Raw genomic sequence first — 24,108 nt, forward strand, 5'->3', positions numbered from 1 at the left:
GGCCCTTAAAACTGAAAATCTCTTTTTAAAGAATTCCCAAATCCTCTCCAGTCCCGTTTTAGAGTGACTCAGGGGGCTTTTTTTGATATAATAAAAAGGACTGTTATCAGTTAGAAAGAGGTTGGTATGAAAGAATTACAAACTGTACTAAAGAACCATTTTGCAATCGAATTTGCAGACAAAAACTTACTGGAGACTGCCTTTACTCATACGAGTTATGCCAATGAGCACCGCCTCTTAAAAATTTCACACAATGAACGCTTGGAATTTTTAGGAGACGCTGTTCTACAGTTATTGATTTCAGAATATCTGTATAAAAAATATCCTAAAAAACCTGAGGGTGACTTGTCTAAACTCCGTGCTATGATTGTCCGTGAGGAGAGTTTGGCTGGTTTTGCGCGTGATTGCCAGTTTGATCAGTTTATCAAACTTGGTAAAGGGGAAGAAAAGTCTGGTGGGCGCAATCGTGATACCATTCTTGGTGATGCCTTCGAAGCCTTTCTTGGTGCCCTTCTTTTGGACAAGGATGTGGCCAAGGTTAAGGAATTTATCTATCAAGTCATGATTCCTAAGGTTGAAGCAGGCGAGTTTGAGATGATTACAGACTACAAAACCCATCTCCAAGAGTTACTTCAGGTCAATGGGGATGTGGCTATTCGTTATCAGGTGATTTCTGAAACAGGGCCTGCCCACGATAAGGTTTTTGATGTAGAAGTTCTAGTTGAAGGTAAGAGTATTGGTCAAGGTCAAGGTCGTTCTAAGAAATTAGCAGAGCAAGAAGCTGCCAAAAATGCCGTTGAGAAAGGGCTGGATTCATGTATTTAAAGGAAATCGAAATTCAGGGATTCAAGTCTTTTGCTGACAAGACCAAGGTCGTCTTTGACCAAGGTGTGACGGCAGTCGTTGGACCCAATGGATCTGGAAAGTCGAATATTACAGAAAGTCTGCGTTGGGCCTTGGGGGAGTCAAGTGTTAAGAGTCTCCGTGGTGGCAAGATGCCGGATGTCATCTTTGCTGGGACCGAAAGTCGCAAACCGCTCAATTATGCATCTGTAGTTGTGACTCTGGATAATAATGACGGATTTATCAAGGATGCTGGTCAAGAAATCAGGGTAGAACGCCATATCTATCGTAGCGGAGATAGCGAATACAAGATTGACGGCAAGAAAGTCCGTCTGCGTGATATTCATGACCTTTTCTTGGATACTGGATTGGGACGAGATTCCTTCTCCATCATTTCCCAAGGGAAGGTTGAGGAGATTTTTAATTCCAAGCCTGAGGAACGCCGAGCTATTTTTGAAGAAGCTGCTGGAGTTTTAAAATACAAGACTCGCAGAAAAGAAACTGAGAGTAAACTGCAACAAACTCAGGATAATCTGGATCGTCTAGAAGATATTATCTACGAGTTGGATAATCAAATCAAGCCTCTTGAGAAGCAAGCTGAGAATGCCCTTAAGTTTTTAGACTTGGAAGGTCAACGCAAGGCTATTTATTTAGACGTGCTGGTTGCTCAAATCAAGGAAAATAAGGCTGAACTAGAGTTGACAGAAGAAGAGTTGGCACAGGTTCAGGAACTATTGACTAGTTATTACCAAAAGCGTGAAAAATTAGAAGAAGAAAACCAAACTCTTAAAAAGCAACGCCAAGATTTACAGGCTGAAATGACCAAAGATCAGGGCAGTTTGATGGACTTGGCTAGTCTGATTAGTGATTTAGAGAGAAAATTAGCCCTATCTAAACTAGAATCTGAGCAAGTAGCCCTCAATCAACAGGAAGCACAAGCTCGTTTGGCTGCTTTGGAGGATAAGAGAAATTTACTAAGTCAAGAAAAATCTGATAAAGAAAGCTCTTTAACTCTGTTAGAGGAAAATCTAGTCCAAAATAATCAAAAACTCAATCGTTTAGAAGCTGAATTGCTAGCTTTTTCAGATGATCCTGATCAGATGATTGAGCTTTTGCGTGAACGCTTTGTAGCTCTTTTACAAGAAGAAGCGGATGTCTCAAACCAACTCACCCGCATCGAGAATGAGTTGGAAAATAGTCGTCAGCTTTCTCAAAAACAAGCAGATCAACTACAAAAGCTGAAAGAACAGTTGGCTACAGCTAAAGAGAAGGCTAGTCAGCAAAAAGAAGAGCTTGAAGCTGCCAAGGAGCAGGTTCAAAAATTATTGGCCGACTATCAAGTCTGTGCCAAGGAGCAAGAGGAACAGAAAACTTCCTATCAAGCTCAACAAAGTCAACTATTTGACCGTCTGGACAGTCTTAAAAACAAGCAGGCCAAAGCTCAAAGTTTGGAAAATATCCTTAGAAATCACAGTAACTTTTATGCAGGTGTTAAGAGTGTTCTCCAAGAAAAAGCCCGCCTTGGTGGAATTATTGGTGCAGTCAGTGAGCACCTGACCTTTGATGTGCATTATCAAACTGCCCTAGAGATTGCGCTTGGAGCCAGCAGTCAGCATATCATCGTAGAAGATGAAGAGGCAGCAACCAAGGCGATTGATTTCCTCAAACGAAACAGAGCAGGTCGTGCAACCTTCCTTCCGTTGACGACTATCAAGGCTCGTACGATTTCAAGTCAGAACCAAGATACTATCGCATCAAGTTCAGGCTTCCTTGGTATGGCTGATGAGTTGGTGGCATTTGATAAGAGACTGGAAGCTATTTTCAAGAACTTGCTAGCTACGACGGCTATTTTTGATACTGTAGAGCATGCGCGTGCAGCAGCTCGCCAGGTTCGTTATCAGGTTCGTATGGTGACTTTGGACGGTACAGAGTTGCGCACAGGTGGTTCTTACGCAGGTGGAGCCAATCGCCAGAATAACAGTATTTTTATCAAGCCAGAGCTGAAGCAATTGCAAAAAGAAATTGCTGAAGAAGAAGCAAGCTTGCGTTCAGAAGAGGCGACTTTGAAGACCTTGCAAGATGAGATGACTAGATTGACAGAAAGATTAGAAGCAATCAAATCTCAAGGAGAGCAGGCTCGTATTCAGGAGCAGGGCTTGTCCCTTGCTTATCAGCAAACTACTCAGCAAGTTGAAGAACTGGAAACTCTTTGGAAACTCCAAGAAGAGGAATTAAATCGTCTTTCTGAGGGAGATTGGCAAGCGGATAAGGAAAAATGTCAAGAGAGCCTTACTACAATCGCCAGTGAAAAGCAAAATCTGGAAACTGAGATTGAAGAAATTAAGTCTAACAAAAACGCCATCCAAGAACGCTATCAAAATTTGCAGGAAGAGCTAGCGCAAGCTCGCCTGCTTAAGACAGAACTGCAAGGGCAAAAACGTTACGAAGTTGCTGATATTGAACGTTTAGGCAAGGAATTGGATAATCTGGATATTGAGCAAGAAGAAATCCAACGCCTTCTTCAAGAAAAGGTTGATAATCTGGAGAAGGTTGATACAGAATTGCTCAGTCAACAGGCTGAAGAAGCCAAAACTCAGAAAACAAATCTCCAACAAGGTTTGATTCGCAAGCAGTTTGAGTTGGATGATATTGAAGGTCAACTGGATGATATTGCTAGTCATTTGGACCAGGCTCGCCAGCAGAATGAGGAGTGGATTCGCAAGCAAACACGTGCTGAAGCCAAGAAAGAAAAGATCAGCGAGCGCTTGCGCCATCTACAAAGTCAATTGACAGACCAGTATCAGATTAGCTATACTGAGGCTCTAGAAAAAGCACATGAGTTGGAAAATCTCAATCTGGCAGTGCAAGAGGTGCAGGATTTAGAGAAGGATATTCGCTCGCTGGGTCCAGTGAACTTGGAAGCTATTGATCAGTACGAAGAAGTTCACAACCGTCTGGATTTCCTAAATAGCCAGCGAGATGATATTTTGTCAGCGAAAAACTTACTGCTTGAGACCATTACAGAGATGAATGATGAGGTCAAAGACCGCTTTAAATCAACCTTTGAGGCTATACGTGAGTCCTTTAAAGTGACCTTCAAGCAGATGTTTGGCGGAGGTCAGGCAGACTTGATATTGACTGAGGGCGACCTTTTAACAGCTGGTGTGGAGATTTCTGTTCAACCTCCAGGTAAGAAAATCCAGTCACTTAACCTCATGAGTGGTGGGGAAAAAGCCTTATCAGCCCTTGCTTTGCTTTTCTCTATTATTCGTGTAAAGACCATTCCTTTTGTTATCTTGGATGAGGTAGAGGCTGCACTGGATGAAGCCAATGTTAAACGTTTCGGGGATTACCTCAACCGCTTTGACAAGGACAGCCAGTTTATCGTCGTAACCCACCGTAAAGGAACCATGGCAGCGGCTGATTCCATCTATGGAGTGACCATGCAAGAATCAGGTGTCTCAAAAATTGTTTCGGTGAAGTTAAAAGATTTAGAAGAAACAGTAGACTAGTTACCAAACGATGAGTCTGGGACAAAAAGATTTTGATTTTAGGAATTCTTTATTATAAATTTTAAAAATCGATAGATTAGACAAAAAAAGCGAACAAGACAGAATTCTGAGTTTCAGATAACTCGTTTTGTTCGCTTTTTATATTTAAGGCTAGACTTTTGTCCCAGACTCATTTTCTTAAAACTAACATCCTGAAATGTTTTTAAGGTCATTTCAGGAGTAAAAAATGACATTTGGGATTTCCTTTTAGCGAAAAGGCTTTCTCTATGATATAATAGTTTCATGATTACAACAGTACCTATAAAAAACGCAAAAGACATCGCAGTACCTGATAAGACAGTTCTTGTATTAGGCTATTTTGACGGTATTCATAAGGGACATCAGAAGCTTTTTGAAGTAGCTAGTAAGGCTTCTATGAAAGATTATATACCAGTTGTCGTGATGACCTTTACAGAGTCCCCTAAGCTTGCTTTGCAACCTTACAACCCAGAATTAATGCTTCATATTGTCAGCCATGAAGAACGAGAACGTAAGATGAAATGGCATGGAGTAGAGGCTCTTTTCTTACTTGACTTTAGTAGTAAATTTGCTAGTTTAACGGGTCAAGAGTTCTTTGATACCTATGTTAGAGCATTAAAACCAGCGATTATCGTAGCAGGATTTGATTACACCTTTGGTTCTGATAAGAAAACTGTGGATGATTTGAAGGACTATTTTGATGGAGAAATCATAATTGTTCCTCCTGTTGAGGATGAAAAGGGGAAAATTAGTTCTACTCGTATTCGTCAAGCTATTCTTGATGGAGATGTCAGGGAAGCTGGTCATTTACTTGGCACTCCTCTACCGTCACGTGGAATGGTTGTTCATGGCAATGCTCGTGGACGGACTATCGGTTACCCAACAGCAAACTTAGTTTTAAGAGATCGAACTTATATGCCAGCAGATGGTGTCTACGTAGTCGATATCGAAGTGCAGCGTAAAAGATATCGTGGAATGGCGAGTGTCGGGAAAAATGTTACTTTCGATGGAGAAGAGCCACGTTTTGAAGTCAATATTTTTGATTTTTCAGATGACATTTACGGTGAGACAGTCATTGTCTACTGGCTAGATCGTGTCCGAGAAATGGTCAAATTTGACTCCGTTGAAGAACTGGTAGACCAACTCCAGAAGGATGAAGAAATTGCTCGGAATTGGAATGATGGATATTCTGTCATTTAAAGGTCTCAGGTATAGAAAACGTCTGAAAAAGCTACTATATGGATTAGTTATTTTGGTAGTAGTTTTGATAGTTTGATACAAAGCACTTTCAGTCCTCCTAGTTTCCTATTTTAGTAACTGTTTATGTTCAAATTATAGACGAGGCTTTATTATGCAAACGCAAGAAGAAATGAATGTTCTGGTACCCGAAAAATTAGCAGAAATTGAGCGTGATTTCGATGTCACAGTTTTGTGGGCTATTGAGTCTGGTAGTCGTGCATGGGGCTTTGAGTCTCCCGATAGTGACTTTGATGTACGATTTATCTACAAACACAAGCAAGATTTTTATCTCCGTTTGAATGAACAGCGCGATGTTATCGAACTACCAATTGACGATACTTGGGATGTGAGTGGCTGGGATTTAGACAAGACTTTAAAACTTTTTTATAAGTCTAATCCTACACTATTTGAATGGTTACAGTCTCCAATTGTTTATCAACAAACGGATTTTATTGAGCGCATACGTCCTCTTGCCAACCAGTATTTTTCTGAGAAAAAAATGCTGTACCATTACTTGAACACTGCAAGAACTCAAATGAATAAGTATCTTTCAGGAGACAAGGTCAAACCTAAAAAGTATTTCTATGCGCTGCGTCCTATTTTGGCTTGTCGCTGGATTGAAAAATACCATTCTGTTCCACCGATTTTGTTTGATGATTTGGTCAAAGAATTACTTCCGTCTCAAATGCAGGAGCATGTTTCAAGCTTGCTAGACATTAAGATAAATGGGCCTGAAGGTATGGAAATTGATCCGATAATGCCAATTCAAGATTATATTTTAGCTAATATCCAAGAATTTGATGCCTATGTTCAAAGTGTTACCGAGGTGAAGAAAGACTGGAAAGCTCTAAATCAATTTTTTCTTGAAGAATTAGGGCATGACTGAGGTTGTTTATGGGTAAATGGACATGTAAATGCGGGCAAGCGATGAACGACCATAGGTCGCCCGATTCAAATGCTTATTCAGTTTACTCGGATGAGTTGTTAGTAGAAATCATGAATAAAAAAGATGGTAATGATTCAATTTCTTATGAAGACATTTCAGAGGCGTCATTTTATATGTGGAAGTGCCCTGAATGCGGTAGTTTCATGGTTTTTGGCGAAGACGGAGATGGAGATCGCTTTACTTTTTATGAACGTCAAGAGGTAGAAAAAATCGGGCCTCTCTTTGATCCATATCAAGAGTTGAATCTCGTTGTTGTTGAGTTTCAGGAGGGAGGAAATGGCTATACTTATATCTGCGATGACCCAAATATCCATATTGGGCATGCTGTCATTGTCCCAGTAGGAAAGGAAAATACTGAAAAAACTGCTTTAGTTATAAAGAAGTATCATGCTCTACCAAAGGATATCACTTTTCCTGTTCAAAAGTTAAAACGTGTCATCCGTAGGTATTCACATTTCGACCCAATCACTTCGAAAAACGTTTGTAGAAATTTAATTAAGCTTGGAAGAATTTTTGATGCTTGCTCTAAAAACAATAAACCTGCGCCTCACCAAACATATTACGTCATCAAAACTCCCTTAGGCTATTTCTGGTTAGAATTAAATGGAGTTCCGATTCCAATGAAAATTACACAAATTCAAGTCAGCGATAAAAAGTACCAAGTAGACAGCGCCCTTTATATAAAGCCTTCAGAGATTAACTGTAGAAGATTCTATGAACTGGAGTTGTGCGCTGATTTTGATATTGATGCCTCGAGATGGATCGATGTTCTCTCGGATGAAAACGTTTGGGGAAATACTTGGGAACTAAATGGCCTTCAATTTGGTATTACTGCTGGGGAGTCTCCAGAATTTGAAGACGAAGTTGTTGCAAGAAAATATAGTCGTATTGCACTTTATTATGACTGGCACCCTGAATTTGAAGATTATTATGGATTCAGCTTAGCTTGGAAAAAATACGAGTCTGATAGCGATTTGTCAATAGATTTTTATACAACATAAGAAAGTTATAAAACATCAAAAATGACATCTTACTATAGACTATTTAATAAAAAACGAACAGGCTCTTTTTCTGTCATTCAGAAGAGAACTTGTTCGTTTTGTTTTTTATGTCTTTATCTCGTTTTTTAAAACACTCGATAAACATAGGGATTTTCTGGTTTATCGACTTTGGTAAAGCTGTCAATTTCCAAGGTTGGGAGGTTTTGTTTGAGTTCTTTATGATAGTGATTGACTAGTTTTCCTTTGGCTGTTATCCAGGTGTTATTCTCATACTGACGGGTATTTCCCTTGGTCAGCAATCCATAGACACCGGAATCTGCGATACAGTGGATAATGCCGAAGCGGAACAGAAATTGACTATCAGCATGACTGGGGTCATTATAGACAAAGCCTGTGAACTGGACTGTCTTGCCCTCAAATTCATCTGGATAGTCATAAATAGCCTCCATGACTTCCATATAGTTTTCATTCGTAATCTGAATACTATCTTGGGACAAGTATTTATCTGCTGCCGTTCGCATCTCCTTTTCATAGGCTGATTTTGAAAAATAAGAACTGGTATCTGGTTTCAAATATTGGCTTGTCGTCCCTTCACTTGTCTGAATGGCTTGATCAGTGCCTTCTGATAAAGGGAAATGATAGCCTTTGGCAGAAACGGTCTGAGAATCCAAGCTAACAGTTGGAAAAGTTAAACCGACGACAATAGGAATAGCCAGAAGAGCAACACTAGTAACCTTCGCTAATCGTCTGTTCAGATGACTATGGGTTTTGACTTGCTTCATCCAGATGTACAGTTGAACAATTGCCAAAATAAAGGAAAGTACCATGGAAATATAGGCCAGATAGGAATAGTGCATGTTGATGTACTGGTTTAATTTGCCCGACAAATGGAGATAAATGGTCAGTTCAAAATAGCCAGCTAAAACTAAAAATCGAATCATAGGATGACTCCAATCAAGAGAGAATACACTAAGACGACAAGAGTTACAATCGTTATGAAGTGACTGATAAATCGTGCTTTCAAGTAATTTTTCATCATGAGAATATTTTTGATATCCAGCATTGGACCAATGACGAGAAAGGCCAGAACTGGTGCCAAGCCGAAACTTGAGAGAAGAGAAGCACCGATAAAGGAATCCGCCTCACTGCAGAGAGAGAGAAGAAAGGCCAAAAGCATCAAGAGTAGGATGGCAAAAAGAGGAGTCGCACTGATAGAGGTCAGAATCCGAGTCGGAATATAAACCTGTATAACAGAGGCAAAGAGACAGCCAAATACCAAATAACGTCCCGTATCAAAAAACTCATCAATGGCCTGCACAAAGACCTGAAAAACTTTTTTTGCAGAGCTCAAGTGAGAAAAATCATGCTCATGACAGGCCAACCGATTTTCTTTTTGAATCGGTTCTTGCCAGAAAAATCCTAGAAAAATCCCAAGTATCACAGCTACAAGAATGGACCCCAGAGCTCGTAACAGAGCGATATGGAAGGAGTTGCCAAAGGCAGAATAGGTCGCAAAGAGAACAATAGGATTGATGACAGGTGCTGTTACAAGAAAGGGAACAGCCGTATAACTGGGAACCTTCTTTTCCAGAAAACGATTGATAATGGGAACAATCCCACATTCGCAAGAAGGGAAAAATATACCAACGAAGGTGCCAAAAAAGATTCTCCCCCAACGATTTCGAGGGAGAAAATGATAAACCTTGTCAGGTGTGATATAGATCTCAATCAGCCCTGAGACAATACTTCCTATCAGTACGAAGGGGAGAGCTTCAATGATAATGGAGAGGAAAATAGCTCCAGTCTGAAGCACACTAGATGGGAGTTGTTGGAAAGCAGTCATCTAGTTTTTCTTTTCTGCTTTGGCTTTTTTCTCTTTGTCATCAGGGAAAGTGACTTGTTTCAAATCAGGGAGTTTAGCAAACTCTTCAAACATTTTGTCCAAGTCGTCTCGTTTTGTAAATTTTACAGCCATAGGTGTACCTCGATTCTAAATTCTACCTCTATTATACTATTATTTTGAGGAAAATGGCGTTTTTTAATTTGTTTTCGATAGTTGATACTCTTCGAAAATCTCTTCAAACCATGTCAACTTCGCCTTGCCGTAGATATATGTAACTGACTTCGTCAGTCTTATCTACTACCTCAAAACGGTGTTTTGAGCAATCTGTAGCTAGCTTCCTAGTTTGCTTTTTGATTTTCATTGAGTATGAAAAGGATTGGAGCAAGCCTTCCCGCTTGTGGTATAATAGGTTTATGGATAAAAAATATGAAAAAATCTCTCAGGATTTGGGAGTGACGTTAAAGCAAATTGATACCGTTCTAAGTTTGACAGCTGAGGGGGCGACAATTCCCTTCATAGCGCGTTATCGCAAGGACATGACTGGTAGTTTGGATGAGGTGGCAATTAAGGCCATTATCGACTTGGATAAAAGTCTGACAAATCTCAACGACCGTAAGGAAGCTGTTTTAGCTAAGATTCAAGAACAAGGCAAGTTGACCAAGGAGTTGGAAGAAGCTATCTTAGTTGCCGAAAAATTAGCAGACGTTGAAGAACTCTATCTTCCTTACAAGGAAAAGCGTCGGACCAAGGCAACCATTGCCCGTGAAGCAGGGCTTTTCCCACTTGCTCGCTTAATCTTGCAGAATGTAACTGACTTAGAGAAAGAAGCTGAGAAGTTTGTCTGTGAAGGATTTGCGAATGGGAAGGAAGCTTTGGCTGGTGCAGTTGATATCTTGGTCGAAGCCTTATCGGAAGATGTTACACTGCGCGCCATGACTTATCAGGAGGTGCTGAGACACTCTAAACTTACTTCTCAAATTAAGGATGAAAGTCTCGATGAAAAGCAGGTCTTTCAGATTTACTATGATTTTTCAGAGACAGTTGGAAATATGCAAGGCTATCGTACCTTAGCCCTCAATCGTGGGGAGAAGCTAGGTGTCTTGAAGGTCGGTTTTGAACATGCGACGGACCGTATTCTTGCCTTCTTTGCTACTCGTTTCAAGGTAAAAAATGCCTACATAGATGAGGTAGTTCAGCAATCTGTTAAGAAAAAAGTCTTGCCTGCTATCGAGCGTCGTATTCGGACAGAACTAACTGAGAAAGCAGAAGAAGGAGCTATCCAACTCTTTTCTGACAACCTACGCAATCTCCTCTTGGTTGCTCCACTGAAAGGGCGCGTGGTTCTAGGATTTGACCCTGCCTTTCGTACAGGTGCTAAGCTAGCTGTCGTGGATACAACAGGAAAAATGCTGACAACTCAGGTCATTTATCCTGTCAAACCAGCATCAGCTCGTCAAATAGAAGAAGCTAAGAAAGATTTGGCAGACTTGATTGGTCAATACAGTGTAGAAATTATTGCCATTGGAAATGGGACGGCCAGTCGGGAAAGTGAAGCCTTTGTGGCGGAAGTTCTTAAAGATTTTCCTGAGGTTAGTTATGTCATTGTAAATGAAAGTGGTGCTTCGGTCTATTCTGCCAGCGAACTTGCTCGTCAAGAGTTTCCAGACTTGACCGTTGAAAAACGCTCTGCTATTTCTATCGCCCGTCGTTTGCAAGATCCTCTTGCGGAATTGGTCAAAATCGATCCTAAGTCAATTGGTGTCGGTCAATACCAACATGATGTCAGTCAGAAGAAATTATCTGAGAGTCTGGACTTTGTTGTCGATACAGTGGTAAACCAAGTCGGTGTCAACATCAATACAGCCAGTCCTGCTCTTCTTTCACACGTAGCTGGACTCAATAAAACCATTTCTGAAAATATCGTCAAATACCGTGAGGAAGAAGGAAAAATCACTTCACGTGCCCAAATCAAGAAAGTTCCTCGTCTGGGGGCCAAGGCCTTTGAGCAGGCAGCTGGTTTCCTTCGTATCCCTGAAAGTAGCAATATCCTTGATAATACAGGAGTTCACCCAGAAAATTACGCTGCTGTTAAGGAACTTTTCAAACGTTTGGACATTACAGACTTGAATGAAGAAGCCCAAGGCAAACTCAAGTCCCTTTCAATCAAAGATCTGGCGCAAGACCTAGACCTTGGTCCAGAAACCCTTAAAGATATCATTGCAGACCTTCTCAAACCAGGTCGAGATTTCCGTGATTCCTTTGATGCACCTGTGCTTCGCCAAGATGTCCTAGACATCAAGGATTTAGTGGTTGGTCAGAAGCTAGAAGGTGTAGTGCGTAACGTCGTTGATTTCGGTGCCTTCGTTGATATCGGGATTCACGAGGACGGCTTGATTCACATTTCGCATATGAGTCGCAAGTTTATCAAACACCCTAGTCAAGTTGTGTCAGTCGGAGATTTGGTAACGGTTTGGGTTAAGAAAATTGATACTGAACGTGAAAAAGTCAATCTGTCGCTCCTCGCTCCAAATGAAACTGACTGATTACGTTAAGCAGGTTTCACTAGAAGACTTCGGCAGACCTTTTATCCATCATGTCCAGTGGAATAGTCGTCTACGTTCGACAGGTGGGCGATTTTTCCCCAAAGATGGGCATTTGGATTTTAATCCCAAGGTTTATCAGGAACTGGGGTTGGATGTTTTTAGGAAAATTGTTCGCCATGAACTCTGTCACTATCACCTCTATTTTCAAGGGAAGGGCTATCAACACAAGGATCGGGATTTTAAGGAACTATTGAAAGCAGTGGATGGATTACGCTTTGTGCCCTCCTTGACAAATAGCCACTCTAAACCACTCAAGCTTTATCGTTGTCAATCCTGCCACCAAAGGTATCAGCGCAAGCGAAGGATTAATACCAAACGCTATCGCTGTGGACTTTGTCGAGGTAAATTGCTACTAATAAATCAGCCTGAGGACTGATGAAAGCCGAGCCTACCCGTGATATACTAAGTCTAAACTAGTAGAGAGAGGAAATATCATGAACAGTAAATTTTATAAAATGAGACGAAATCGCATGATTTCAGGAGTTCTGGCAGGTCTGTCAGACAAGTGGAACTTTGATGTTACCCTTGTTCGTTTTCTATTTGCTATTTTTACAGTCGCAAACTTTGGACTTGGCGTGATTATCTATATCATCCTAGCTTCCATCATGCCAACCAAGGAAGAAATCGAAGCAGAAATGTACGGAACAGGCCCACGTAAACGCAAAGAAGCTCAAGCCATTGACGATAATGAAGGCTGGTTTTGGTGAGTTAAATAAGAAAATAAGCTTTGTATTATAAAAGACAAGGCTTTTTTTCATCTTGTCAGAATTAATGGCTAAATGGTATAATAAGCGTATAAAACGATTTTGATTATTCTAGTGAAAAATTTTTCAAAAACCTATCAAGATAGTTACTAAAAGGAATCATAATCGAAAAATAATATTCATAATATGTGGAGTTTTTTATGTTCGAACTAAATATAACAAAGTTAATTATTGTATGTGATGAAAGTACAGTTGGATATGCTAATTACTTACGCCAGCTTGTAAGTGCTAATGACGATGAAGAAGACGTAATTATAGGAACTAAAGATGGTGCAATAAAAGTAAGTGTTTGGTTAGAAAAGCATTATTTAGATAATATGTCTACAATATCGTCTAATGAACATGTTTTGTTTATAGGAGAAAATCAAGCTAGTAAAGATGAAATACCAAGTATGACTGTAAAATTTGACCAACTTGGAATGAAATATGGATGGTTAGGCAAGCGTGGTATGATGCTAGTTTCAAGTACTATAGATAACCCAGATAGTTACAATGAATTTATTAATCTCTGTAGTGACTACAAGACTGAGTTTGAACTAATAGAGTTTAAAAAACCACTTCATGAACAAGCACTAGACGCAGCTGTTGGTGTTATGGGTGATATTCCTGATATTATGATGAATGTTGGAAATACATTATTATCTTTCTTGGGACCTGTGCCAGCTATTGCAGCAGATGCAGTTAATGCGGTTGCAGAAGCTACTAAATGGATTACAACAACAGAAGATCAGAGAAAAATTACAGATCAACAATATCGCGCTTTAACATTAATATTATATATGGATGGATTATCTGAGTTCTTGGAGGGATAATGAATGGAAGGCTTTAGAGAAGGATACGAATTCTTTCAAAAGCATGCAGGTAATTTTGCAGGACATACTGCTGGTGTACATTATTTAGACTCTGTAGAATCAGAGATAAAGAAGTTGGTGAATAATCTAAATGAATTTGAATATAATGGTGCACGTATAGATACACTAAAGGGAGATGTTGCTGAGTTTTGGCATGCTGGGACTTTTAATATTAATGCAGCTATTAATTCTTCAAAAAACAGGGTACAAGTTGATCGTAGCCATGACTTTGGCTCTGCTGATATTACAGGAATAAACTTCGATGCTGAATTTGGTTTAAAATATTATAAGGATGGGACAGCAAGTGCAATTCAGCAATCGAAAAGTATTTTAAATCGTTTCAATGAATATAAAGCTCGAGGTGGGAATGATAATCTCGAGAAATATTTAGAAGAACGGGGATTATCAGCTGAAACAGATTTAAATTCTCCAGTTTACGCAGGTCAGTATAGAGTAATTCCATCAGATCAGTTAGAAGAAGCGACTATGTCTTTAGAGCGAAAAATAAGCGAAGATGCTGTAAAGCGACCGGAGCAAGTTTATCGCCGTGAAGAGACTCTAAAATTACTGAGTGATAAAGTTAAAGATAATGAGGGGAATGAATCGATTACTTTGTCGGAACAGGAAGCACGTGAACTTGCTACTTTGTCTAAGGAGGGTGGAGTAAATCCTGAGGATTTACACTTAACAACTGAAGAGCTTATTAAATACATTGATATATTAAATAAATCATACAAAGCAGGATTGACAGCTGCCACAATATCAATGGTTTTGAAAGTTGTACCGGAAATCTGGAATGCAATAGCTTATTTAATTAAGAATGGATATGTCGATGAAAAACAATTTAAAAAAATAGGTTTTGCGGCACTTACAGGAGCAGGAGAGGGGTTTGTTCGAGGGACGGTATCAGCAGCAATTACAGCAAGTTGTCTGTCTGGGGTATTTGGAAAGACTCTTAAAAAAGCTAATCCATCAGTAATAGGTGTAGTGACAGTACTAGTAATGAACTCGATGAAGAACTCGTATAAAGCATTTACTGGCGAGATGAATAGAAGTGAGATGGTGACCGAGTTAATTAAAGAAATGTTTATTACAACCTGTGCATTTTCAATGGGATTATTAGGAAAAGCATATATCAAAATTCCGTTACCTAAATTTCTTTCTCAACTTAATGAAGTTGTTCCTTTAGGATACATGATAGGTAGTTTTGTAGGATCAATAGCTGGCTCTGTTATTTACTCTTCAATATACAATCCAGTGCTATCATTTTGTGTTGAGTCAGGATTTACTCTATTTGGTTTAGTAGATCAAGATTACGAGTTGCCAGAAGAAGTATTAAAAGAAATAGGAATTGAAGTTTTTGAATATGAAAAGTTTGAATACGAACCGTTTGAATATGAGAAATTTGAATACGAGCGATTTGAATATGAACAATTTGAGCATGAGAAACTTCATACGATATTCCTAAGAAGAGGAGTTATAGGTGTAAATTGTGTAGGATATTTATAATAGTCGGATTGAATATCTTTTATAAGTACGAATATATTTATAATTATAAAAGACAATTTTTTTCTATCTGAAATTAGTTTTATTAAGTTAAATCAGTCAATAACTATTAAATGCTGAAAAAGAAACGCAAAGAAGCCCAAGCTATTGATGACACTGAAGGCTGGTTTTGGTGAGGTAGAGCAGTTATTTTACTATTAGTTTATAAATTAGAGTAATCTATTTTAAAATTTTTGAACCCTTGTATCTGCAAGGGTTTTCTTCTTACTTTCTTTTTATGGTAAAATATTTTTAATAAAATGCCTACATTTCCCCCAATCTTACAAAAATGTAAGATTAAAGTCTCTTTTGTAAGGTTATGTTATGGCAAGCAGTCTTTTTTTGATGTAAACTAGACTCATAAAGAACAAAGGAGTAACATCATGAAACAAATCTTACATAAGAAAACTAGAAAACCAAGTCACAAAGAAATCGAGCGTGTTCAGCTGGGATGCGCTATGATGCAAGCAACATTTCATTTGATGGGATATTAAGAAAGGAGATTCTCATGACACTTTTAGATGTAAAACACGTTCAAAAAATTTATAAAACTCGTTTTCAGGGCAACCAAGTAGAAGCCCTCAAGGATATTCACTTTACCGTCGAAAAGGGTGACTACGTTGCCATCATGGGTGAGTCTGGTTCTGGTAAATCAACTTTGCTCAATATTCTAGCTATGCTGGATAAACCAACTCGTGGTCAGGTTTACTTGAATGGAACTGACACCGCAACCATTAAAAATTCACAGGCTTCTAGCTTCCGTCGTGAAAAGCTGGGATTTGTCTTCCAAGACTTTAATTTGTTAGATACTCTCTCTGTAAAAGATAATATCTTGCTTCCCCTTGTCTTGTCAAGAAGACCCATTACGGAGATGATGAAGAAATTGGTGGTGACAGCTGAGAATCTGGGAATTAACCAATTGCAAGAGAAGTACCCTTACGAGATTTCAGGTGGGCAAAAACAGCGTGTAGCAGTAGCCCGCGCCATCATCACAGAACCTGAAATTCTCCTTGCGGACGAGCCAACAGGTGCCCTTGATTCCAAGTCCTCTGCAGCCTTACTTGATGTATTTGATGAAATCAATGAGCGCGGCCAAACCATTCTCATGGTAACCCACTCAACAGCAGCAGCTAGCAGAGCTAAACGTGTACTCTTTATCAAAGACGGCATTCTTTACAACCAAATCTACCGTGGAGAGAAGACAGAACGTCAGATGTTCCAAGAAATTTCTGATACCTTGACTGTCATGGCAAGCGAGGTGAATTAGTATGTTTCGATTAACCAATAAGTTAGCGGTATCGAACTTGATTAAAAACCGCAAACTCTATTATCCTTTTGCACTGGCTGTTCTCTTGGCAGTCACCGTCACCTATCTCTTTTACTCCCTAACTTTCAATCCCAAGATTGCGGAAATCCGTGGAGGAACAACCATTCAGGCTACACTTGGATTTGGTATGTTTGTCGTCACCCTTGCGTCAGCCATTATCGTCCTCTATGCCAATAGTTTTGTAATGAAGAACCGTTCCAAGGAACTAGGAATTTATGGCATGTTGGGCTTGGAGAAGCGTCATCTGATCAGTATGACCTTTAAGGAGTTAGTGGTATTTGGGATTCTAACTGTTGGAGCGGGTATCGGTATTGGAGCCTTGTTTGACAAGTTAATTTTCGCTTTCTTGCTCAAACTGATGAAATTGAAGGTTGAGCTGGTCGCTACCTTCCAAATGAATGTTGTCATTGCAGTACTTGTTGTCTTTGGATTGATTTTCCTAGGCCTCATGTTCCTGAATGCCCTTCGAATCGCCCGTATGAATGCCCTCCAGCTCTCGCGTGAGAAAGCAAGCGGAGAGAAAAGAGGTCGTTTCCTACCTCTCCAAACTATTCTTGGTTCCATAAGTTTAGGGATTGGCTATTATCTTGCCCTTACGGTAACCGATCCTCTTACAGCCCTAACAACTTTCTTCCTAGCTGTTTTACTGGTTATCTTTGGGACCTATCTCTTGTTCAATGCAGGAATTACAGTCTTCCTCCAAATCTTAAAGAAAAACAAGAAATACTATTACCAACCTAATAACCTGATCTCAGTGTCTAACTTGATTTTCCGTATGAAGAAAAATGCGGTTGGACTAGCAACTATCGCTATCTTGTCAACAATGGTTTTGGTAACCATGTCAGCAGCGACAAGCATTTTCAATTCCGCAGAAAGCTTAAAAAAAGTTCTAAATCCGCATGACTTTGGAATTACTGGAAAAAATGTTGAAAAAGAAGATTTGGACAAACTCTTGAGCCAGTTTGCAAGTGACAAAGGTTATAGTGTCAAAGAGAAAGAAGTTCTTCGTTACAGTAACTTTGGTATTGCAAATCAAGAAGGAACCAAGTTAACTATTTTTGAAAAAGGACAAAACCGTGTCCAACCAAAAACAGTTTTCATGGTATTTGACCAAAAAGATTATGAAAATATGACTGGTCAAAAACTGTCTCTATCAGGAAATGAGGTCGGTCTCTTTGCCAAAAATGACGGACTGAAAGGACAGAAAGTACTAACTCTAAATGATCATCAATTTTCTGTCAAAGAAGAATTTAATAAAGATTTTATTGTCAACCATGTCCCAAATCAGTTTAATATTTTGACTACTGATTACAATTACCTTGTTGTACCTAATTTACAAGCCTTTTTGGATCAATTCCCAGATTCGGCTATCTATAATCAGTTTTACGGCGGTATGAATGTAAATATCAGTGAAGAAGAACAACTCAAGGTCGCTGAAGAGTATGAAAAATACCTCAATCAGTTTAATGCTCAATTAAACACAGAAGATAGCTATGTTTATGGTAGCAATCTAGCAGATGCTCGTTCTCAGATGAGTGCCCTCTTTGGTGGTGTCTTCTTTATCGGTATTTTCCTATCCATTATCTTTATGATCGGAACCGTTCTGGTCATCTACTACAAACAAATTTCTGAAGGCTATGAAGACCGTGAACGCTTTATTATCTTGCAGAAAGTCGGTTTAGATCAAAAGCAAATCAAGCAAACCATTAACAAAAAGGTTTTAACTGTTTTCTTCCTTCCTTTGCTCTTTGCCTTCATACATCTAGCTTTTGCCTACCATATGCTTAGTCTGATTTTAAAAGTGATTGGTGTAATAGATACGACTATGATGTTGATTGTGACCTTGTCTATCTGCGCTATCTTCCTCATCGCCTATGTATTGATTTTCATGGTTACTTCAAGAAGTTATCGCAAGATTGTGCAAATGTAAAAAAGATACCTCGACTTCAAAATCGAGGTATTTCTTGTATTTTATACTCAATGAAAATCAAAAAGTAAACTAGGAAGCTAGCCGCAGGTTGCTCAAAGCACTGCTTTGAGGTTGCAGATAGAACTGACGAAGTCAGTAACCATATATACGGCAAGGCGAAGCTGACGTGGTTTGAAGAGATTTTCGAAGAGTATTAAATGCTGAAAAGTTGTCCTAGCAGAAAGGTAACTCCCATAGTTAAGAGACCAATAGCAAGGTTCCGAATCATAGCCGTTTTGGTTGGTGCTTTTCCAAGTTTGGGACTAGTGTAACCAGTGAGAAGAAGGGCCACACCGACGATCAGGACAGTAACAGGGATGCGGTATTCACTTGGGAAAATGGTAATTGAAAGCATTGGTGGTAAGCTACCAAGGAAAAAAGAAATAAAGCTAGAGATAGCAGCGTGCCAAGGATTGGTAAATTCTTCATACTCAATCCCATATTTTTCCTCTACCAAAGCCTTGAGCGGATTATTTAAAAAGGCTTTGTTGGTCAAGAGTTGGGCTGATGTTTCACATTCTCCATTTTGAATATAGGCCGCATAGAGAGACTTTTTGGCTAATTCCATATCTTGGTCTAGCAAGACTTGCTCACGCGCAACGGCTGCTTCCTCGGTATCTTTTTGAGTTGAAACGGATACATATTCTCCACCAGCCATTGAAAAGGCACCGGCCAAAATAGCTGCAAATCCTGATAAAAAGATAATCCAGATATTGCTCGTAGCACTAGCAACCCCGATAACCACACCAGCAATGGAAATAATTCCATCATTGGCACCAAGAACACCCGCTCGTAGGATATTTAAACGACCTGCAAAATTTGAATCGATTTCGTGATTTGTTTCTGACATACTATTCTCCTTTTATCCAGTATAAAGGAAAGAGGTAATGAAATCAATCTTTTAAAAGTATCTGAAAAAAGTTGCACGATTTTAATTTTTTAAGAGTTTTTAAGTTGAAATCAGTACTAGCTAGTAGGAAAGGATAAAAGAGAAGCAAAGCTGATAGACTAGTCCTTTTTCTACTTATCTATGGTATAATAGGAGGTAGATTTACTAATCGGAGTAAGAAAGATTTTATGATTAAACTAGTAGCAACGGATATGGACGGAACTTTCCTAGATGGGAATGGACGCTTTGATATGGACCGCCTCAAGTCTCTCTTGGTTTCCTACAAGGAAAAAGGGATATACTTTGCGGTGGCTTCGGGGCGCGGATTTCTATCCTTAGAAAAATTATTTGCTGATGTTCGTGATGATATTATTTTCATTGCGGAAAATGGCAGTTTGGTAGAATATCAAGGTCAAGACTTGTATGAAGCGACTATGTCTCGTGACTTTTATCTGGCGACTTTTGAAAAGCTGAAAACGTCACCTTATGTAGATATCAATAAACTGCTCTTGACGGGTAAGAAGGGTTCTTATGTGCTAGATACGGTTGATGAGATCTATTTGAAAGAGAGCCAGCATTATAATGAAAATATCCAAAAAGTAGCGAGTTTGGAAGATATTACAGATGACATTTTCAAATTTACAACCAACTTCACAGAAGAGACGCTAGAAGCTGGAGAAGATTGGGTAAACGAAAACGTTCCTGGTGTTAAGGCCATGACAACTGGCTTTGAATCTATTGATATTGTTCTGGACTATGTCGATAAGGGAGTGGCTATTGTTGAATTAGCTAAAAAACTTGGCATCACAATGGATCAGGTTATGGCTTTTGGAGACAATCTAAATGACTTGCATATGATGCAGGTTGTGGGACATCCTGTAGCTCCTGAAAATGCACGACCTGAAATTTTAGAATTAGCAGAGACTGTGATTGGTCACCATAAGGACCAGTCGGTTATAGCTTATATGGAGGGCTTATAATGGCAGATATAAAATTGATTGCATTGGACTTGGACGGCACCTTGCTGACTACTGATAAAAGGTTGACGGATCGTACCAAGGCAACTTTGAAAGTTGCGCGTGATCGTGGTATCAAGGTCGTATTGACAACTGGTCGTCCCTTAAAAGCCATGGACTTCTTTCTCCATGAGTTAGGGACTGACGGTCAGGAAGATGAGTATACGATTACTTTTAATGGTGGATTAGTTCAGAAAAATACAGGTGAAATCCTTGATAAAACAGTCTTTTCATATGATGATGTGGCACGCTTGTATGAGGAAACAGAGAAATTATCACTGCCTCTTGATGCTATCTCAGAAGGAACTGTTTATCAAATTCAATCCGACCAAGAAAGTCTTTATGCCAAATTCAATCCAGCTTTGACCTTTGTTCCAGTGGCCTTTGAAGACCTGTCTAGTCAAATGACCTACAACAAATGTGTGACTGCCTTTGCTCAAGAACCCTTGGATGCAGCCATTCAGAAGATTTCTCCAGAATTGTTTGACCAATATGAAATCTTTAAATCACGTGAAATGTTGCTAGAGTGGTCACCAAAGAATGTTCATAAAGCAACAGGTTTGGCAAAACTAATCAGCCATCTAGGAATCGACCAAAGCCAAGTGATGGCCTGTGGTGACGAGGCCAATGATCTTTCTATGATTGAATGGGCAGGGCTTGGAGTTGCCATGCAAAACGCTGTTCCTGAAGTTAAGGCAGTCGCAAATGTAGTGACGCCAATGACCAATGATGAAGAGGCTGTCGCCTGGGCTATCGAAGAATATGTGCTAAAGGAGAACTAAGATATGGGATTATTTGACCGTCTATTCGGAAAAAAAGAAGAACCTAAAATCGAAGAAGTTGTAAAAGAAGCTCTGGAAAATCTTGATTTGTCTGAAGATGTTGAGCCAGCCTTAACAGAAGCTGAGGAACTTCCTCATGAAGAAGCAGAAGTTGAAAGTTCTGAAGAAGCTGTGTTTAAAGAAGACGAAAATCAAGAGACAGTTGAAGAAAATAACAATTTAGAGCCAGTTGTAAAAGTTCCTCAAGAAGAAATAGAAGAATTTGCAAACTCAGAAGAAGTCTCATATGAAGAGAAGGTTGAGCACGAAGAAGCTCTTGAAGAAAATAGTTCTGAAGTTCTTGAAGCAGAAACGCCTCAAGTAGAAGAGACTGTTCAGGAAAAATATGACCGCAGTCTTAAGAAAACTCGTACAGGCTTCGGAGCTCGCTTGAATGCCTTCTTTGCTAATTTCCGCTCTGTTGACGAAGAATTTTTCGAGGAGTTGGAAGAACTGCTGATCATGAGTGACGTTGGTGTCCAGGTGGCTTCTAATTTAACAGAGGAGTTACGCTACGAAGCTAAGCTCGAAAACGCCAAGAAACCTGATGTACTTCGCCGTGTCATCATTGAAAAATTGGTCGAGCTCTATGAGAAAGACGGTAACTACGATGAAAGTATCCACTTCCAAGATGGCTTGACAGTCATGCTCTTTGTTGGTGTTAATGGTGTTGGGAAAACAACTTCTATCGGGAAACTAGCCCACCGCTACAAACAAGCTGGCAAGAAAGTCATGCTGGTTGCGGCAGATACTTTCCGTGCAGGTGCAGTTGCACAGCTTGCTGAATGGGGTCGTCGTGTTGACGTTCCAGTTGTAACTGGACCTGAAAAAGCTGACCCAGCCAGTGTAGTCTTTGATGGAATGGAACGTGCCGTATCTGAAGGTATCGATATTCTCATGATTGATACTGCTGGTCGTTTGCAAAACAAGGACAACCTCATGGCTGAGTTAGAGAAGATTGGACGCATCATTAAACGTGTTGTGCCAGAAGCGCCTCATGAAACTTTCTTGGCTCTTGATGCATCAACAGGTCAAAATGCCCTGGTACAGGCCAAAGAATTTTCAAAAATTACACCTTTGACAGGAATTGTCTTGACTAAGATTGATGGAACTGCTCGAGGTGGTGTTGTTCTAGCCATTCGTGAAGAACTCAATATTCCTGTAAAATTGATTGGTTTTGGTGAAAAAATCGATGATATTGGAGAGTTTAACTCAGAAAACTTTATGAAGAGTCTCTTGGAAGGCTTAATCTAATCAGAAGCAAAAATCCTGCAAGGTACAAACTTGCAGGAATTTTTTTATTCTAAGCGACCATCTTGACGATAGGCGATATCTGGTTGCCAAGTCCATTTGGCACCGAATTTTTCAAGTAAGTCAAAGCTAGCTTGAGGTCCCATGCTTCCAGCTTTATAGTCATGAAGTGGGGCACCATTTTCAGCCCAGAGCTCTTCGATACGGTCAATCAATTTCCATGACGCACCAACTTCATCCCAGTGGCTAAAGTTAGTTGAGTTGTTATTTAGAACATCATAGATCAATTTCTCGTATGGTTCTGGAGAAGCACCAGTTGCGGTCGCATCTGTACGATAATCAAGTGAGTTAGGAGCCAAGTTAAATTCTTCTCCTACTTGCTTCCCATTTAGACTAAGAGAGAAGCCTTCTGTTGGTTGGATATAGATGGTCAAAATGTTTGGAGCAAGTGGTTCTCCAAAGATAGAATCCATTTGTTTAAAGACGATGTTGACATGAGTTCCTTTTTCAGTCAGACGTTTACCAGTACGGAAGAAGAATGGGACACCACGGAAGCGATCGCTGTCTACAAAGAAAGCACCAGATGCAAAGGTTTCAGTTGTTGATTCTGGATTAACATTTGGCTCGCTACGATAAGAGATGTATTTCATTCCATCAATCTTACCAGAACGGTATTGACCACGGATAAAGTGTTCTTTAAGCTCTTCATCTGTTGGATGATAGAGATTTTTAAAGACCTTAATCTTTTCAGCACGAATCTCGTCTTTTGTGAAGTTGGCTGGCTTGTCCATAGCAAGGAGAGAAAGGAGTTGTAGAGTGTGGTTTTGTACCATGTCACGGAGGGCACCAGATTGGTCATAGTAGCCACCACGTTCTTCTACACCCAAGCGCTCCGCAAAGGTAATTTGAACATTGTCGATAAAGTCCTTGTTCCAAACGTTTTCAAAAATCAAGTTTGCAAAGCGAACTGCAAAGATACTTTGGATCATTTCCTTACCAAGATAATGGTCAATACGGAAAATTTGTTCTTCGTCAAATGTTGCTAGGAGTTCATCATTTAACTTGCTTGCAGTTGCGTAATCTATACCAAATGGCTTCTCAACGATTAAACGTTCAAAACCTTTACCATCTACAATGTTTTCAGATTTGAGGTGCTTAGCAATGGTTCCAAAGAATTGAGGAGCCATAGACAAGAAGAAGAGCTTGTTGTGTTCAGCTTGGTACTTGTCATTTAGTTCAGCCTGCAATTGACGTAGAGCAATGTAGTGTTCTGTATCATTGACATCATGGCTTTGATAGTAGAAGTGACTAGCGAATTCCTGAGCCTGTTCGGTACTATCTGCCAAATCAAGGATAGATTCGACTACAACAGATTCAAAATATTCCTTGCTCCAAGGACGACGGGCAGTTCCAATAACGGCAAAGTGATCGGAAAGATTGCCGGATTTGTATAGTCTAAAAAGGGAAGGGTAGAGCTTGCGTTTAGCCAGGTCTCCACTCGCACCGAAAATTGTAACAATAACCTTAGATGACATATAGCTACCTAATTTCTATTTTTATTCCTAGTCTTGCTAGGTATGAGGAAACCTCATTTCATAAACTTAATTCTAACATAATTTTCCTAAAAATCAAAAAATCCAATACGAGATAGAAAAAAACTGCAAGGAAAT

20 protein-coding genes are annotated in these 24,108 nt (G+C 39.6%); 15 read left to right on the plus strand and 5 right to left on the minus strand.

Going from position 1 to position 24,108, the window contains the following annotated elements; genetic code table 11:
* Positions 1-126 precede the first annotated feature (126 nt).
* From rnc to D8848_RS05815, 5 genes are all read left to right on the plus strand, one after another.
* Positions 127-825: a ribonuclease III gene (rnc, locus tag D8848_RS05795; RefSeq protein ID WP_000661487.1), complete on the plus strand. Its 699-nt coding sequence runs from the start codon at positions 127-129 to the stop codon at positions 823-825.
* Positions 816-4,355 (plus strand): chromosome segregation protein SMC, encoded by a 3,540-nt coding sequence (smc, locus tag D8848_RS05800; RefSeq protein WP_125443163.1) that lies wholly within the window; start codon positions 816-818, stop codon positions 4,353-4,355. The genes rnc and smc overlap by 10 nt, the downstream gene beginning before the upstream one ends.
* Positions 4,356-4,637: 282 nt before the next feature.
* Positions 4,638-5,573 (plus strand): bifunctional riboflavin kinase/FAD synthetase, encoded by a 936-nt coding sequence (locus D8848_RS05805; protein WP_125443164.1) that lies wholly within the window; start codon positions 4,638-4,640, stop codon positions 5,571-5,573.
* 151 nt (positions 5,574-5,724) lie between these two features.
* Positions 5,725-6,498, plus strand: a complete 774-nt coding sequence (locus tag D8848_RS05810) for a nucleotidyltransferase domain-containing protein (RefSeq protein ID WP_125443165.1) — start codon at positions 5,725-5,727, stop codon at positions 6,496-6,498.
* 8 nt (positions 6,499-6,506) lie between these two features.
* Positions 6,507-7,559, plus strand: a complete 1,053-nt coding sequence (locus D8848_RS05815) for a hypothetical protein (protein WP_125443166.1) — start codon at positions 6,507-6,509, stop codon at positions 7,557-7,559.
* 125 nt (positions 7,560-7,684) lie between these two features.
* Here the strand turns inward: D8848_RS05815 and D8848_RS05820 are convergent, their stop codons facing one another.
* The 3 genes from D8848_RS05820 to D8848_RS10925 are packed head-to-tail and all read right to left on the minus strand — an operon-like array spanning position 7,685 to position 9,534.
* Entirely contained in the window at positions 7,685-8,500 is an 816-nt protein-coding gene (locus tag D8848_RS05820) for a TIGR03943 family putative permease subunit (RefSeq protein WP_125443167.1), read from the minus strand.
* Positions 8,497-9,402 (minus strand): permease, encoded by a 906-nt coding sequence (locus D8848_RS05825; protein WP_125443168.1) that lies wholly within the window; start codon positions 9,400-9,402, stop codon positions 8,497-8,499. The genes D8848_RS05820 and D8848_RS05825 overlap by 4 nt, the downstream gene beginning before the upstream one ends.
* A complete protein-coding gene (locus tag D8848_RS10925) occupies positions 9,403-9,534 on the minus strand; it encodes an SPJ_0845 family protein (RefSeq protein ID WP_000268685.1) in 132 nt (43 codons plus the stop codon). It abuts the gene before it with no gap.
* A gap of 281 nt (positions 9,535-9,815) precedes the next feature.
* Between D8848_RS10925 and D8848_RS05835 the strand changes: the two genes are divergently transcribed.
* The 7 genes from D8848_RS05835 to D8848_RS05865 all read left to right on the plus strand — a co-directional run bounded on the left by D8848_RS05835 (position 9,816) and on the right by D8848_RS05865 (position 18,422).
* Complete coding sequence (locus D8848_RS05835) at positions 9,816-11,945, plus strand: Tex family protein (protein WP_125443169.1); 2,130 nt, start codon at positions 9,816-9,818, stop codon at positions 11,943-11,945.
* Entirely contained in the window at positions 11,932-12,381 is a 450-nt protein-coding gene (locus D8848_RS05840) for a SprT family protein (RefSeq protein ID WP_125443170.1), read from the plus strand. Before D8848_RS05835 ends, D8848_RS05840 begins: the two co-directional genes overlap by 14 nt.
* A 58-nt stretch (positions 12,382-12,439) precedes the next feature.
* A complete protein-coding gene (locus D8848_RS05845) occupies positions 12,440-12,712 on the plus strand; it encodes a PspC domain-containing protein (RefSeq protein ID WP_001085044.1) in 273 nt (90 codons plus the stop codon).
* Positions 12,713-12,909: 197 nt separating this feature from the next.
* The gene (locus D8848_RS05850; protein WP_125443171.1) at positions 12,910-13,581 is read left to right on the plus strand and encodes a hypothetical protein; all 672 of its coding nucleotides are present in this window, start codon (positions 12,910-12,912) and stop codon (positions 13,579-13,581) included.
* A gap of 3 nt (positions 13,582-13,584) precedes the next feature.
* The gene (locus D8848_RS05855) at positions 13,585-15,129 is read left to right on the plus strand and encodes a hypothetical protein (protein WP_125443172.1); all 1,545 of its coding nucleotides are present in this window, start codon (positions 13,585-13,587) and stop codon (positions 15,127-15,129) included.
* Positions 15,130-15,673: 544 nt separating this feature from the next.
* A complete protein-coding gene (locus D8848_RS05860; RefSeq protein ID WP_000173372.1) occupies positions 15,674-16,432 on the plus strand; it encodes an ABC transporter ATP-binding protein in 759 nt (252 codons plus the stop codon).
* Position 16,433: 1 nt separating this feature from the next.
* Positions 16,434-18,422 (plus strand): ABC transporter permease, encoded by a 1,989-nt coding sequence (locus D8848_RS05865; protein WP_125443173.1) that lies wholly within the window; start codon positions 16,434-16,436, stop codon positions 18,420-18,422.
* Positions 18,423-18,615: 193 nt separating this feature from the next.
* On the opposite strand, the gene D8848_RS05870 is transcribed toward D8848_RS05865, so the two are convergent.
* Positions 18,616-19,311, minus strand: a complete 696-nt coding sequence (locus D8848_RS05870; RefSeq protein ID WP_125443174.1) for a VIT1/CCC1 transporter family protein — start codon at positions 19,309-19,311, stop codon at positions 18,616-18,618.
* 227 nt (positions 19,312-19,538) lie between these two features.
* Here D8848_RS05870 and D8848_RS05875 point away from each other — a divergent pair, with 227 nt between their 5' ends.
* Genes D8848_RS05875 through ftsY form a run of 3 tightly spaced genes read left to right on the plus strand, consistent with a single transcriptional unit; the run spans position 19,539 to position 22,441 of the window.
* The gene (locus D8848_RS05875; RefSeq protein WP_125443175.1) at positions 19,539-20,330 is read left to right on the plus strand and encodes a Cof-type HAD-IIB family hydrolase; all 792 of its coding nucleotides are present in this window, start codon (positions 19,539-19,541) and stop codon (positions 20,328-20,330) included.
* A complete protein-coding gene (locus D8848_RS05880) occupies positions 20,330-21,148 on the plus strand; it encodes a Cof-type HAD-IIB family hydrolase (protein ID WP_084926552.1) in 819 nt (272 codons plus the stop codon). Before D8848_RS05875 ends, D8848_RS05880 begins: the two co-directional genes overlap by 1 nt.
* 3 nt (positions 21,149-21,151) lie before the next feature.
* Complete coding sequence (ftsY, locus tag D8848_RS05885; protein WP_125443176.1) at positions 21,152-22,441, plus strand: signal recognition particle-docking protein FtsY; 1,290 nt, start codon at positions 21,152-21,154, stop codon at positions 22,439-22,441.
* Between the two features lie 44 nt (positions 22,442-22,485).
* On the opposite strand, the gene zwf is transcribed toward ftsY, so the two are convergent.
* On the minus strand, positions 22,486-23,973 hold the full coding sequence (gene zwf, locus D8848_RS05890; RefSeq protein ID WP_125443177.1) for a glucose-6-phosphate dehydrogenase: 1,488 nt from the start codon (positions 23,971-23,973) through the stop codon (positions 22,486-22,488).
* Positions 23,974-24,108: the final 135 nt, after the last annotated feature.

This window comes from Streptococcus mitis, assembly GCF_003942775.1.
GTDB lineage: Bacteria > Bacillota > Bacilli > Lactobacillales > Streptococcaceae > Streptococcus > Streptococcus mitis_CN.